The sequence below is a fragment of the Chelatococcus sp. XZ-Ab1 genome (assembly GCF_029309855.1).
Lineage (GTDB): Bacteria > Pseudomonadota > Alphaproteobacteria > Rhizobiales > Beijerinckiaceae > Chelatococcus_A > Chelatococcus_A sambhunathii.
Genome location: NZ_JARKII010000002.1, coordinates 223,075 through 236,673 on the forward strand (window position 1 = coordinate 223,075; position 13,599 = coordinate 236,673).

Consider the following 13,599-nt stretch of genomic DNA (forward strand, 5'->3'; position numbering starts at 1 on the left):
ACTCCTCAGTGCGCCTCGTCCATGCGGCCGAGCCGAGCCATCATCGCCGTGATGTCGGCGGCGAAGAGCTGTGCCGCGGCGCCGAGGGCGCGGCCCCGCTTTTTCAGCAGCATGGATCGGGCCCCCACGAGCGGCCCGTCGGCGAGGGCGACGGTGGCGAGCCCGCCATCGATGCCGTGGATGGCGAAGCGCGGCAGGAAGGTGACGCCGCTGCCTTCGCGCGCGAATTCGAGCAGTAGGGCGATGGAATTGCTCTCCACCTGCTTGCGCAGGCGAAAGCCACCGAGCCATTCCGCCTGCTCGATGGCACGGCGCGTGCCGTAACGTGTCAGCTGGAGCGCGCACGGCACATCGGCGAAGGCCGACAGCGGCAGACGCTCCGCGCCGGCGAAGGCATGGCCCTTATGCATCACCGCGAAGACCGGCGTCGCCGCCTCGGCCAGGCAATCGAGCGCGGGCGTGAGGCGCGGGCTGAAGGCGAGGGCAAGGTCGAGCTCGCCCGCGCCGAGGCGCTCCAGCATCTGTTCGGTGCCCGCCGTCTCCGCATGCAGCGTCACATTGGGATGGGTGGCAAGGAAGCGCGCCGCGCGCGTGCGGAAGGTGGCGGCGATGAAGCCCTCTCCGATGGCGAAGCGCACGATGCCGCGCTCCCCGCCCTCGACGGCCGACAATTCCTCGATGAGGCGCTCGTCAAGCCGCCAGCGTTCCTGCGCATGCTGCGCCAGGAGTTCGCCCGCGACGGTGGCGCGGATGCCGCGCCGCCCGCGCTCCAGCAGCGGCACGCCGAGGTTGAGCTCGATGGCGCGCACGGCACGGCTCACCACGGAGGGCGCGACGCCCATGGCCTCGGCTGCGCCGCGGATGGAACCGGCATCGAAGGCGGCCCGGAAATACTGCAACGAGCGGTCGTCGATGGAGCGCAGGGCGCGCGCCAGCCGCCCGCGGGCCTGGGTCAGGCCCCGCCGGCTGCGCGCGCCGCCATCTCCATCAACCGTAGCCAAAGCTGAAGCCGGGCTTCTCTGCTGTCTCGATCCAGATGCTCTTGGTCTGCAGGTATTCGTCAAGTCCCTCGCGCCCGCTCGAGCGGCCGAAGCCGCTGTCCTTGAAGCCGCCGAACGGCGTCATCACGCTGATCGTCTTGTAGGAATTGACCCACAGCGTGCCCGCCTCGAGCTGCGAGACGATACGCATGGCGCGCCCGACGTCGCGGGTCCAGACCGCACCGGCGAGGCCGAAGTCGCTGTCGTTGGCGATGGCGAGCGCCTCCGCCTCCCCGTGGAAGGGAATGACGCCGACCACCGGGCCGAACACCTCCTCGCGGGCGATCTCGAGGTCGTTGGTGACATCGGCGAGCACCGTCGGGCGATAGAAGAAGCCGTCGTCACATCCCGCCGGCCGGGCGCCGCCCGCAAGAAGCCGGGCACCGTCGCGCCGGGCCTGGGCCACCATCGTCTCGATGCGCGCGTGCTGACGCGCGTTCTGCACGGGGCCAACCTGCGTGCCGGCCGCCAGCGGCGCGCCGACCACGATCTTCTCGGCGAGCGCGGCGAGCCTCTCGGCGACCTCACCGTAGATCCTGCGCTCGACAAGGAGCCGCGAACCGGCGACACAGCTCTGGCCCGCGCCGGAGAAGATGGCGCCGGCGGCGCCGCCCACGGCCTTTTCGAGGTCGGCATCGGCGAAGACGATATTGGCTGACTTGCCGCCGAGCTCGAGCACGCAGGGCTTGACGCCTTCGGCGCATAGCGCCGCGATGCGCCGGCCCGTGGCCGGTGAGCCGATGAAGGCCACCTTGCGCACGGCGCGGTGGCGGATGGCGGCCGCACCCGTCGTGTGGCCGAGGCCGGTCAGCACGCCGACGGCTGCTTCGGGCACGCCGGCCTCGATCATGAGCCGGCCGAGGGCGAGCGCGGTGAGCGGCGTATTCTCGGAAGGCTTGAGCAGCACCGCATTGCCGGTGGCGAGCGCAGGGGCCACATTCCAGCCGGCGACGAAGAGCGGTGCATTCCACGGCGTGATGATCAGCACGACGCCGTAGGGCACTTTCATGGTCTGGTTGACGTGCGAGGTCGGCACGGGGATGACCTCGCCGTGGATCTTGTCGCACCAGCCGGCGTAGTACTCGAACATCTCGGCGACCTTGATCGCCTCGGCGCGCGCATCGGCCAGCGGCTTGCCGACATTGACCGCCTCCATGCGGGCGAGATCCTCCACCCGCTCGCGCACCAGTGCGCCGACGCGATGGAGGATGCGGCCGCGCTCGGCAGCCGTCAGCCCCCACCACGCCTTGCGCCCCTCATCGGCCGCCGCCGCGGCGGTGGCGACGAGCGCCTCGCCCGCATCGGCATAGGTGAGGAGGGTGCGCCCGCTCGCCGGGTCGGCGACCGTCACCGTGTCGCCGGCGCCGTCGACGAGGCGGCCGGCGACGAGGCTCGCCACCCGGGCCTCCTCCCCCCAGAACGGCGAAAGGAGCGAGCGCGCGTCGGCAGGTGCTGCGGAAAGGGCGGTCGCGGAAGGGTCGGTCATGCAGGATCTCCCAGAGCGGCGCGGTTGAAGTCGGCAGCCGGTCCCCAGCCCCTTGTCAGCGCATTCCAGCGCTCGCGCACCTCGCGCAGCATGGGGATGGCGAGGCCCGTGCGCTCGGCGAGCGCGAGCGCGAGGCCGACGTCCTTGGCCATGAGGCCCATGGTGAAGCCGGAATCGAAGCTGCCGCTCGCGATCCAGCGCGGATAGTTCACCTCCGTGACGGCGCTGCGGCCGGAAGCGCCGTTGACGACCGTGATCAGCCCCTCCTGCGAGGCGCCCGCGGCGACGCCGACGCGCATCGCCTCGCCGGCGAGGATGAGCTGGCCGGCGACGAGCACGTTGTTGACCAGCTTGGCGATGTGGCCGTCGCCCGGCCCGCCGACGACAGAGACCTTCTGGCCGAGGATGTCGAGCACGGGCCTCGCGCGGGCCACCGCCTCGGCCGTCCCGCCCACCATGATGGCGAGCGTGCCGGCCGCGGCGCCGGCAGGGCCGCCGCTGACGGGCGCATCGACGAGCGTGTGCCCGGCCGAGGCGAGGCGGGCGTGCAAGGCGCGCGTCAGGTCCGGATCGCTCGTCGAAGTGTCGATGACGAGCCGGCCGCTCGCGGGCGAGGCGGCGAGGCCGCCCTCCCCCGTCAGCACCGCCTCGACGGTGGCCGGGAAGGGCAGCGACAGGACGATCGTCTCAGCCTCGCGCCAGATAGCGGGGAGGTCGGCGGTGACCTCGGCGCCGGGGACCGTTGCCACCGCCTCACGGGCGCCGGCAGCGACGTCATAGCCGATCACCGGCACGCCCGCCCGCGCCAGGGTCGCGAGCATGCCCTGTCCCATGCGGCCGAGACCGACGACCGCAACCTTTTGCACTGCCATGGTTCGGGAACCTTCTCAGCCGGTGATGCGCAGCACGAGGTCGGCGATGACGACCGAGCCGATATAGGTGCCGAACATCACGCAGATGGCGACGATGACGATCTTCCAGCCCGACTTGCGGGCGATCGCGAACTCGTTCTTCGTGAGCGCGAGGCCCGCATAGGCGAGCGCCGGCGTCGCCATCGCGAGAAAATTCAGCTTGCCGACCGCCTCGTTGACAAAGGCGGCTCCCGGCACGCCGGGGATTGTCGCGATGATGGCGACGAGGGAGATCCAGGCGACGCTCGGCAGGTAGAACGGCATGTACTTGGCGATGACGAGGCCGACGATCGTCATGGCATAGAGGCAGGCCATGCCCGGCAGCGCCTCGAGCGGCGAGACGTTCGTCGCCACCCAGTTGCCGACGAGCGCGACGGCGCAGACGACGAGGAGCTGAACGGCATGGCTGGCGAGGTCGATCGCACGACCCTCGGCCGGCGCATCGGAAATGGCGATCTCGTTGTTCATGGCTGAGGCTCCTCAGTGCATCGTGCTGGCGCGGTCGGCCGGCGCACAGGTGCGGTAGAGCCACTCGGTGAGCGGCAGGGCGAGGAAGAGGCCGGCATAGAGCCCCGTGGCATAGGTCAGGATGTTGCTCGCTGCGGCGAGGGCGAGAATGAGATCCTTCTGGTCCGGCACGGCCGCGACGAGACCGCCGGTGCAGGCCGCGAGCATCGAGCCGGAGCCGACGCCGCAGGACATGGCGAGCGCACGCACGTCGAAGATGCCGAGCCCGTGCACGAGCGGCGGCATGAGGGCAAAGACGAAGGTGCCGATCAGGGTGCCCGTGGCATAGACGCCCATGGCGCCGGCGCCTTCCGGGCTGTTGAGCCCGTACTTGTCGGCGATGAGGGCAAGGTTCGGCTCGCGGTCGATGGAATAGCTCGCGCCGATGGCCTCGCGGCCCATGCGCAGGAGGAAGACCGCGACCGGGAAGGCGATGAGGATCGTGCCGAGGTTGCCCAGCTCCTGCAGGATAAGCGCGGGCCCGGCGGCGATGATCTTCTCGATCTGCGGGCCGACCGTCGTGCCGAAGCGGGCGATGAACGGCATGATCGCGATGGTGATCATGGTGCCGGCGAGCTTCGTCGCGTCGTGGTTGAGCACCCTGCCCGTCGCCTTGAGCACATTGGGATTGAAGATGATGCCCAGCGCGAAGGCGTAGAGGATCGGCAGGAGGATCACCGCCCCGATGCCGATCGGCACGCGGATGAGGCCGATGATCTCGGACACGACGACGATAGCGAGAACCGCCAGATGAAGAACGAGCGCGGGACCGATCGCCCCGCCGCGGCTGGTAGCCATGAGAAGACCCCCTCTGTGGCGCCGGCCGTCGTCGATTCTCGAACGCTCGCGCCCACGATCAGGCCGGCAAGATGGCACCATGCCGGCAAAATTGCGTTGCGAATAGAACTGTTTTCGCGCCGAAGAGTTGCGCCATGAGCAACGCTGAGGAGGATGCGGCCGCCTGCAGCGGCGGCCGCGAGCGCGCTTCAGGTCTTGAGGCGGTAGCCGGTCCGGAAGATCCAGCTGACGACGGCGAGGCAGAGCACGAGGAAGGCGAGGGTCATCGCGACGCTCACCGCGATGTTGACGTCGGAGATGCCGTAGAAGCTCCAGCGGAAGCCGCTGACGAGATAGACGACCGGGTTGAACAGGCTCACGGCGCGCCAGAAGGGCGGCAGCATGTCGATGGAATAGAAGCTGCCGCCGAGGAAGGTGAGCGGCGTGACGATGAGCAGCGGCACGAGCTGCAGCTTCTCGAAATTGTCGGCCCATATTCCGATGACGAAGCCGAGGAGGCTGAACGTCACCGCCGTCAGCACGAGGAAGGCGAGCATCCAGAAGGGATGCTCCACGCGCAGCGGCACGAAGAGGGCAGCCGTCGCCAGGATGATGAGGCCGAGGATGATCGATTTCGTCGCCGCCGCGCCGACATAGCTGACCACGATCTCCATCGGCGAGACCGGCGCCGACAGCACCTCGTAGATGGTGCCGACGAAGCGCGGGAAATAGATGCCAAAGGAGGCGTTGGAGATGCTGTGCGTCAGCAGCGTCAGCATGATGAGCCCGGGCACGAGGAAGGCGCCGTAGCTCACGCCGTCGATCTCGGCCATGCGCGGGCCGATGGCCGCGCCGAAGACCACGAAGTAGAGCGAGGTCGAGATGACGGGGGAGACGATGCTCTGCAGCAGCGTGCGCCCGGCGCGCGCCATCTCGAAGCGGTAGATGGCGCTGATGGCGTGAAGGTTCATCGGGCGTTCCTCACGAGGCTGACGAAGATTTCCTCAAGGGAGCTCTGCCGCGTCTGCAGGTCTCGGAAGCGGATTCCTGCGCCCGACAGGTCCTGCAGCAGCGTGGTGATGCCGGTGCGCTCGCCCTGGGTATCGTAGACGTAGGTCAGTTCCGTCCCGTCTTCCGACAGCTGGAGCGCATAGCCGTCGAGCCCCGGGGGTAGCGCCTCGAGCGGCACCTGCAGATGCAGCGTCAACTCCTTGCGGCCCAGCTTGCGCATCAGTTCATCCTTCTCCTCGACGAGCACCAGCTCGCCGCGGTTGATGACGCCGATGCGGTCCGCCATCTCCTCCGCCTCCTCGATGTAGTGGGTGGTGAGGATGACGGTGACGCCCGTGTCGCGCAGCGTGCGCACGACGTTCCACATGTCGCGCCGAAGCTCGACGTCGACGCCGGCCGTCGGCTCGTCGAGGAAGAGGAGTCGCGGCTCGTGCGCCAGCGCCTTGGCGATGAGCACCCGGCGCTTCATGCCGCCCGACAGCGTCATGATCTTGGCGTTGCGCTTGTCCCACAGCGAGAGGTCCTTCAGTACCTTCTCGATATAGGCCGGGTTCGCCGGCTTGCCGAAGAGCCCGCGACTGAAGCTCACGGTAGCCCAGACGGTCTCGAAGGAATCGGTCGTCAGTTCCTGCGGCACGAGGCCGATGATGGAGCGCGCGGCCCGGTAGTCGGCGATGATGTCGTGCCCGTCGACGCGCACGGTGCCCGTGCTCGGCGTCACGAGCCCGCAGACGATGCTGATCAGCGTCGTCTTGCCGGCGCCGTTCGGCCCGAGCAGCGCGAAGATCTCGCCGCGCCGGATCTCGAGATCGATGCCCTTCAGGGCCTCGAAGCCGGATGCATAGGTCTTCGAGAGATTCGTGATGGAGAGGATGGGCTGCATGCGCGGCAGGATAGCGTCGGCGCGTGCCGTTTCGACGGTTTTTTCCGGCTTGCCGGACGCGGCGTCCCGCTCGGCCTCCGCGACAGCCGCGTCGTGGCCATGGATGGTGGGCATGGATCGGTCCTTGCGAGGGTGCAGGCCCGACAGGTGGGGTCACGCTTGCGTGATCGCAACCCGTTCACCGGCTGCGACCGCACGTTGCCCGCGCTTCAGCCAGGCCCGTGGCGCCTCGCCCGTCATGCGTCGGAACATCGTGATGAAGGCCGCGATGCTTTCATAGCCGAGGTCGAGCGCCACAAGGGTCACCGGCTCGCCGTCGGCAAGGCGCGGCAGCGCGGCGAAGAGGCAGGCCTGCTGGCGCCACAGGGAGAGGCTGAGCCCGGTCTCGCGCTGGAAGGTGCGGGTGAAGCTGCGCCGACTCATGCCGGCGGCCTTCGCCCAGGCGTCGATGGTGACATGCGCCGACGGCTCGGCGAGGAAGCGGCGGCACAGCGCGACGAGCTGGGGATTGGCCGGAAAGGGCAGCGCCAGCGGCCGCTCGGGAAGGCGCGGAATCTCGTGCAGGATGAGGTCGAGCAGCAGCGCGTCGCGGCCGGCCGCGGGCACATCGCGCGCCAGCGCCATCGCCTCGACGATGAGGCTGCGCATGAGGCTGGTGACGGCAACCACGCGCAAATCCTGCGGCAGGCCGGGAATGGCCGCGGGGCGGACATAGACGGAGCGCATCGCGACGTCGCCGAGCATGTCAACCGCGTGATCGATCCCCGCCGGCAGCCAGATGGCATGGCCGGGCGGCACCATCCAGCGGCCGCTGTCCGTGTGGACCATGGCGACGCCGGACAAGGCATAGAGCAGCTGCGCGCGCGTGTGGCGGTGGCGCGTGACGTGATGGCCGTCCGGATAGTCCGCCGGCAGGGCGATGACCGCCGCCTGCGCGCTGTCGATCCACTCCCGGCGCTGCCGATCGACATGCAGGGGCTGCATGACGCTACGCCCATTCATGCGCCACCCTCAGACTTGGCCCAGCCACGAAACTTTTGGACCAAAACACGAAAGCAGTACGCCCGCAAGCGGCCTATGGAAGAAGCAGCAAGCCATCGGAGCCCAGCCCGTGACCGACACGCCCGTCACCGCCAGATCCCATGCCGAGAACACGGCCTTCCTCGTGATCGCGGCGGTGAGCCTGTGCCATCTCATCAACGATGTCATGCAGTCGCTGCTGGCGGCGATCTATCCGATGCTGAAGCGCGACTACGGGCTCGACTTCTGGCAGATCGGGCTCCTGACCATGACCTTCCAGGGTACGGCGTCGCTGCTGCAGCCGATGATCGGCCTCTACGCGGACAAGCGGCCCATGCCCTATTCGCTGCCCGTCGGCATGGGCTCGACCTTCGTGGGCCTGATGGTTCTCGCCTTCGCCAGCGACTACCTCCTCCTCGTCGCCGGGGCGGCGCTCATCGGCATCGGCTCGGCGATCTTCCATCCCGAGGCCTCGCGCGTCGCGCGTCTCGCCTCCGGCGGACGCTACGGCCTCGCCCAGTCGCTGTTTCAGGTCGGCGGCAATTTCGGCTCGGCGCTCGGGCCTCTGCTCGCCGCCTTCATCGTCGTGCCCCGCGGCCAGGCGAGCGTCGCCTGGTTCTCCCTCATCGCCTTCATCGGCATGGCCATCCTGTGGCAGGTCGGCGCCTGGTACGCGCGCTACCAGGCGCGGGTGACGCAACGCCCGAAGGCGACGCGCACGGTCTCGATCGCCCGGTACAAGATCGTCGTCGCCCTCGTGGTGCTCGCCATCCTCACCTTCTCGAAGAACGTGTACATGGCGAGCATCTCCAGCTTTTACACCTTTTACGTGCTCGACCGGTTCGGCGTGTCCGTGCAGCTGTCGCAGGTGATGCTGTTCGTCTTCCTCGGATCGGCGGCGGCTGGCACGATCCTCGGCGGCCCGATCGGCGACCGCATCGGTGCCAAGGCAGTGATCTGGGTGTCCATCCTCGGCGCCGTGCCGTTCACGCTCGCCCTGCCCTACGCCAGCCTCGAGTGGACGATCGTGCTTTCTGCCGTCATCGGCCTCGTGATGGCCTCCGCCTTCCCGGCCATCGTCGTCCTCGCGCAGGAACTCGTCCCCGGCCGCGTCGGCATGGTTGCGGGTATCTTCTTCGGTCTCGCCTTCGGCACGGCCGGCATCGCGGCGGCGCTGCTCGGGGTCGTCGCCGACGCCAAGGGCATCGCCTATGTCTACTGGCTGTGCTCCTTCCTGCCGCTGCTCGGGCTCCTCACCATCTTCCTGCCCAACCTGCGGCGCGGCGGGGCCGCCTGATACGGCGCGCCGGGAAGAGGACGCTTCCGAACAAGGGCGAGCCGGGAACAGCGACGCCCTCCCTCACCACCGCTTCATCGCGTTTTCCACCTTCATAAAGTTCGCTGTCGGGCTGCGGCAGCACCAGGATCATCGCCCCCGGCTCCGGCCATGGACGACGATGTCGCACGCGGACGCGCCTAACGACGCGGGCGACGGCCCGCGGCATGCCGATCGGCCAATTTGATGCGCCTCAAAGTGCCGGAGGCCGAATGCGCCCAAACAGGATGCACGCCGCGCCCAACTCGGGGGCAGGCGACGATCCTGACGAGACATGATGAACCGCCGCACCCCCTTCGCCTTCCTGGCCGTGCCGCTTCTCGTTGCGGCGTGCCTCCTTCTCGCCGCGGCGGGGCAGCCGGCGGCAGCGGGCGAGCTTGACCGCTACCTCGGCAAGGTCGCCCCGCAGGACATTTTTCCACAGGCGGAGCGCTTCGGCCCGCCCCAGGGGGAGCCGCCGATCGCGCCGGTGATGCGCGGCGAGGAGCGGCTCGGCTTCGTCTATCTCAATTCCGACTTCGCCAATGCCGTCGGCTATTCCGGCAAGCCCATCAAGATGCTCGTGGGCATCGAGGCGAGCGGCGTCGTGCGGTCGATCAGGCTCGTCGACCACAAGGAGCCGATCGTTCTCATCGGCATCCCGGAAGAACGCATCGTTGCCGCCGTCAACAGCCTCATCGGCAAGGACATGGCCGCTGTGGCGCACGGCGCCGAGCGCCCGCCGCAGGTCGACATTGTCAGCGGCGCCACCGTCACGGTCCTCGTCATGGGCGACAGCGTCGTGCGCTCGGCCGTGAGCCTCGTGCGCAGCGGCCGCCTCGGCGGAGGCACCGATGCCGCGCCGGTCGCAGCGCCGGTGGCGCGCGCCATCGACATGTCCGTGAGCGAGATCCGTAGCTGGGAGGACCTCGTCGGCGACGGCTCCGTGCGGCGCCTTAACCTGTCCGTCGGCGAGGTGAACGAGGCCTTCGCCAGGGCCGGCCAGGCGGAAGCGGCGGCCCAAGCGGAAGGGGAGAACGAAGACCTCTTCATCGACCTCTATGCCGCGCCCGTCTCGGTGCCGACGATCGGCCGCAGCCTCCTCGGCGATGAAGGCTACGAGCGCCTGACGAAGCGGCTCGCGCCCGGGCAGCACGCCCTCCTCGTCGCGGGCGAAGGCGCCTATTCCTTCAAGGGCTCCGGCTACGTCCGCGGCGGTATCTTCGACCGCATCGAGCTCGTGCAGGACGGCAGCACGACGCGCTTCCGCGACCGCAACCACACCCGGCTCGGCGACCTTGCGGCCGACGGAGCGCCGGACCTGCCCGAGATCGCGCTCTTCGTGGTGCCCGAGCACTTCCCCTTCGATCCGGCGCGGGAATGGGACCTGCAACTCCTCGTGCAGCGCCCGGTCGGGGCCCGCGACAAGGCCTTCCTCACCTATGACCTCGCCTATCGGCTGCCCGAGCGCTATCTCGTCGCCGAGACGCCCGCCGCGCCCACCCCGGCGCCGGCACTGGCTGAAGCACGCCCGTCGGCCAGCATGGACGACGTACTCGCCATGCCGCTGTGGGAGCGCATCTGGCGCGACAACACCGTCAACATCTCGATCGCCGCCGTCGCCATCGCGGTCCTGACGCTGATCTTCTTCTTCCAGGACTGGCTCGTGTCGCGGCCGCGGCTCTTCACCTGGGTGCGGCGCGGCTATCTCGCCTTCACGCTCTTCTGGCTCGGCTGGTGGATGAATGCCCAGCTGTCGGTGGTCAATGTCATCACCTTCACCAATGCGCTGATCACGGGCTTCAGTTGGGAATATTTCCTCGCCGCGCCGCTCGTCTTCATCCTGTGGTCGTCGGTGGCAGCGGCGCTGCTCTTCTGGGGGCGGGGCCCGTTCTGCGGCTGGCTGTGCCCCTTCGGCGCCCTGCAGGAACTGACCAACAACCTCGCGCGCTTCCTCAAGGTGCCGCAGCTGACGCTGCCCTGGGGCCTGCATGAGCGGCTGTGGCCGCTGAAATACATCATTTTCCTCGTGCTCTTCGGTCTGTCGCTGCACTCGGTCGGGCTCGCCGAGCAATGGGCCGAGGTCGAGCCGTTCAAGACCGCAATCATCCTCAAGTTCGCGCGCGAATGGCCCTTCGTCATCTATGCGCTGACGCTCCTGTCTATCGGCCTGTTCATCGAGCGCTTCTTCTGCCGCTACCTGTGCCCGCTCGGCGCCGCGCTCGCCATTCCCGGCCGCATCCGCATGTTCGAATGGCTGAAGCGCTGGCCGGAGTGCGGCTCGCCCTGCCACCGCTGCGCCAAGGAATGCCCGGTCGAGGCGATCCACCCCGAAGGGCACATCAACGTCAACGAGTGCATCTACTGCATGCACTGCCAGGAACTCTACCACGACGACCAGCGCTGCCCGCACATGATCCAGGTGCGCGTCAAGCGCGAGCGCTGGCTGGCTCAGAACGCTCCCCGCCCCGCGGGAGAAGCCCCCAACAAGCCCATCATCACGCGCAACGGCAAGGCCGTGGCTGATGCGGCCCGGCCCGCCGAGACGGCGGGTGCCCCCTCATGAGCGAAAAGGAGGCTCGGATGGCACAGGAAGACACGAAGTCGGTAGAGACGAAGGCCGGCGTCAGCCGGCGACAGCTACTCGGATCGACCGCCTCCGTCGCGGCGGTGGCGGGTGTCGCCGGTGCCGGCGGCACGGCTGCGCTGACGACGCTCGCAGGCCCGCTTGCGAACCCCGCCGAGGCCCAGACGCGGCCCGCCGCGCGCGCCGGCCAGAAGGCGGAGGTGCATCCCGGCGAGCTTGACGAATATTACGTCTTCTTCTCGAGCGGCCAGACGGGCGAACTGCGCATCGTCGGCCTGCCCTCCATGCGCGAACTGATGCGCGTGCCGGTGTTCAACCGCTGCAGCGCCACCGGCTGGGGCCAGACCAACGAGAGCCTCAAGGTGCTGACCGAGGGCCTCCTGCCCGAGACGCGGGAGTTCCTCGCCAAGCAGGGCCTCAAGACCTATCTCAACGGCGACCTGCACCATCCCCACATGTCGTTCACGGACGGCAGCTACGACGGGCGCTACATCTTCGTCAACGACAAGGCCAACACGCGCGTCGCGCGCATCCGCTGCGACGTGATGAAGTGCGACAAGATCATCCAGTTGCCCAACCAGCACACGGTGCACGGCCTTCGCGTGCAGAAGTACCCGCGCACCGGCTATGTCTTCGCCAACGGCGAGGACCGCGCGCCGATCCCCAACACCGGCGACGTGCTCGACGACCACAAGCAGTACCATGCCATCTTCTCGGCCATCGACGGCGACACGATGAAGGTTGCCTGGCAGGTGATGGTCGACGGCAACCTCGACAACGTCGATGCCGACTACCAGGGCAAGTATGCCTTCGCCACCTGCTACAACTCGGAAGAGGGCGTGACCCTGCCCGAGATGATGGCGAACGAGCAGGACTGGATCGTCGTCTTCAACCTCAAGCGCATCGAAGAGGCGGTGAAGAAGGGCGACTTCAAGGAAATGGGCGGCGTGCCGGTCATCGACGGCCGCAAGGTCTCGCCCTACACGCGCTACATCCCGGTCTCCAACAGTCCGCACGGCATCAACACGGCACCCGACGGCATCCACGTCGTCGCCAATGGCAAGCTCTCGCCAACCGTCACGGTCTTCGACGTGCGCCGGTTCGACGACCTGTTCGACGACAAGATCAAGCCGCGCGACACGGTCGTCGCCGAGCCGGAGCTCGGCCTCGGACCGCTGCACACGGCCTATGACGGCAAGGGCAACGCCTATACGACGCTGTTCATCGACAGCCAGGTCTGCAAGTGGAACATCGACGCCGCCAAGCGCGCCTACAAGGGTGAGAAGGTCAACCCCATCATCCAGAAGCTAGACGTCCACTACCAGCCCGGCCACAACCACACCTCCATGGGCCAGACCAAGGAGGCGGATGGCAAATGGCTGATATCGCTGAACAAGTTCTCGAAGGACCGCTACCTCAACGTCGGCCCGCTGAAGCCGGAGAACGACCAGCTGATCGACATCTCCGGCGATCGCATGGTCATCGTCCACGACGGCCCGAGTTTCGCGGAGCCGCATGACGCGACCATCGTGCACCGCTCCAAGGTCAATCCGGTGCACGTGTGGCAGCGGGACGACCCGCTCTTCGCCGATGCGGTGAAGCAGGCCGCGGCCGATGGCGTCAACCTCATGGAAGACACCAAGATCGTGCGCGACGGCAACAAGGTGCGCGTCTACATGACGTCGGTGGCGCCGACCTTCAGCCTCGAGACCTTCCAGGTGCAGCAGGGCGACGAGGTCACAGTCTTCGTCACCAACCTCGACGAGATCGAGGACCTGACGCACGGCTTCTGCATCGTCAACTACGGCATCAACATGGAAGTCGGGCCGCACGCCACGGCCTCCGTCACCTTCACGGCCGACCGGCCCGGTGTGTACTGGTACTACTGCAGCTGGTTCTGCCACGCCATGCACATGGAGATGAAGGGCCGGATGTTCGTGGAGCCGCGCAACGCCTGAGCCGAAGACGAGGCCGGGGGGCCTCATCCCCCTCTCCCCGCGGGCTGGCCGGGCTTGCCCGACCTGCCCAGACAACGGCGGAACCCGGAATCCCGCGTTCCGTC

Annotated in this window: 11 protein-coding genes; 3 read left to right on the forward strand and 8 right to left on the reverse strand. The window is 68.2% G+C overall.

The genetic code is table 11. The features are described from left to right. Positions 1 to 5 precede the first annotated feature (5 nt). The 8 genes from P2T65_RS04460 to P2T65_RS04495 form a co-directional block, all read right to left on the reverse strand. Positions 6 to 1,001 carry a LysR substrate-binding domain-containing protein gene (locus P2T65_RS04460; RefSeq protein ID WP_055458793.1) on the reverse strand — a complete coding sequence of 332 codons (996 nt, stop codon included), beginning with the start codon at positions 999 to 1,001 and terminating at the stop codon, positions 6 to 8. Next, positions 988 to 2,526, reverse strand: coding sequence for an aldehyde dehydrogenase family protein (locus tag P2T65_RS04465; RefSeq protein ID WP_276199285.1), 1,539 nt, complete (start codon positions 2,524 to 2,526; stop codon positions 988 to 990). The genes P2T65_RS04460 and P2T65_RS04465 overlap by 14 nt, the downstream gene beginning before the upstream one ends. After that, positions 2,523 to 3,398: an NAD(P)-dependent oxidoreductase gene (locus P2T65_RS04470; protein ID WP_055458791.1), complete on the reverse strand. Its 876-nt coding sequence runs from the start codon at positions 3,396 to 3,398 to the stop codon at positions 2,523 to 2,525. The genes P2T65_RS04465 and P2T65_RS04470 overlap by 4 nt, the downstream gene beginning before the upstream one ends. A gap of 15 nt (positions 3,399 to 3,413) precedes the next feature. Continuing rightward, positions 3,414 to 3,905 (reverse strand): hypothetical protein, encoded by a 492-nt coding sequence (locus P2T65_RS04475; RefSeq protein WP_055458790.1) that lies wholly within the window; start codon positions 3,903 to 3,905, stop codon positions 3,414 to 3,416. A gap of 12 nt (positions 3,906 to 3,917) precedes the next feature. Further along, the gene (locus P2T65_RS04480; RefSeq protein WP_055458789.1) at positions 3,918 to 4,742 is read right to left on the reverse strand and encodes a DUF3100 domain-containing protein; all 825 of its coding nucleotides are present in this window, start codon (positions 4,740 to 4,742) and stop codon (positions 3,918 to 3,920) included. A gap of 188 nt (positions 4,743 to 4,930) precedes the next feature. Further along, a complete protein-coding gene (locus P2T65_RS04485) occupies positions 4,931 to 5,692 on the reverse strand; it encodes an ABC transporter permease (RefSeq protein ID WP_055458788.1) in 762 nt (253 codons plus the stop codon). After that, positions 5,689 to 6,615 carry an ABC transporter ATP-binding protein gene (locus P2T65_RS04490; protein ID WP_055458978.1) on the reverse strand — a complete coding sequence of 309 codons (927 nt, stop codon included), beginning with the start codon at positions 6,613 to 6,615 and terminating at the stop codon, positions 5,689 to 5,691. The genes P2T65_RS04485 and P2T65_RS04490 overlap by 4 nt, the downstream gene beginning before the upstream one ends. A gap of 153 nt (positions 6,616 to 6,768) precedes the next feature. Then, positions 6,769 to 7,617: a helix-turn-helix transcriptional regulator gene (locus P2T65_RS04495; protein ID WP_276199286.1), complete on the reverse strand. Its 849-nt coding sequence runs from the start codon at positions 7,615 to 7,617 to the stop codon at positions 6,769 to 6,771. A gap of 109 nt (positions 7,618 to 7,726) precedes the next feature. Between P2T65_RS04495 and P2T65_RS04500 the strand changes: the two genes are divergently transcribed. The 3 genes from P2T65_RS04500 (at position 7,727) to nosZ (ending at position 13,495) form a co-directional block, all read left to right on the forward strand. Next, the gene (locus tag P2T65_RS04500; RefSeq protein WP_055458786.1) at positions 7,727 to 8,932 is read left to right on the forward strand and encodes an MFS transporter; all 1,206 of its coding nucleotides are present in this window, start codon (positions 7,727 to 7,729) and stop codon (positions 8,930 to 8,932) included. A gap of 316 nt (positions 8,933 to 9,248) precedes the next feature. Continuing rightward, complete coding sequence (locus tag P2T65_RS04505; protein WP_245316401.1) at positions 9,249 to 11,516, forward strand: NosR/NirI family protein; 2,268 nt, start codon at positions 9,249 to 9,251, stop codon at positions 11,514 to 11,516. A gap of 17 nt (positions 11,517 to 11,533) precedes the next feature. Next, entirely contained in the window at positions 11,534 to 13,495 is a 1,962-nt protein-coding gene (gene nosZ / locus P2T65_RS04510) for a TAT-dependent nitrous-oxide reductase (RefSeq protein WP_276199287.1), read from the forward strand. Positions 13,496 to 13,599 lie beyond the last annotated feature (104 nt).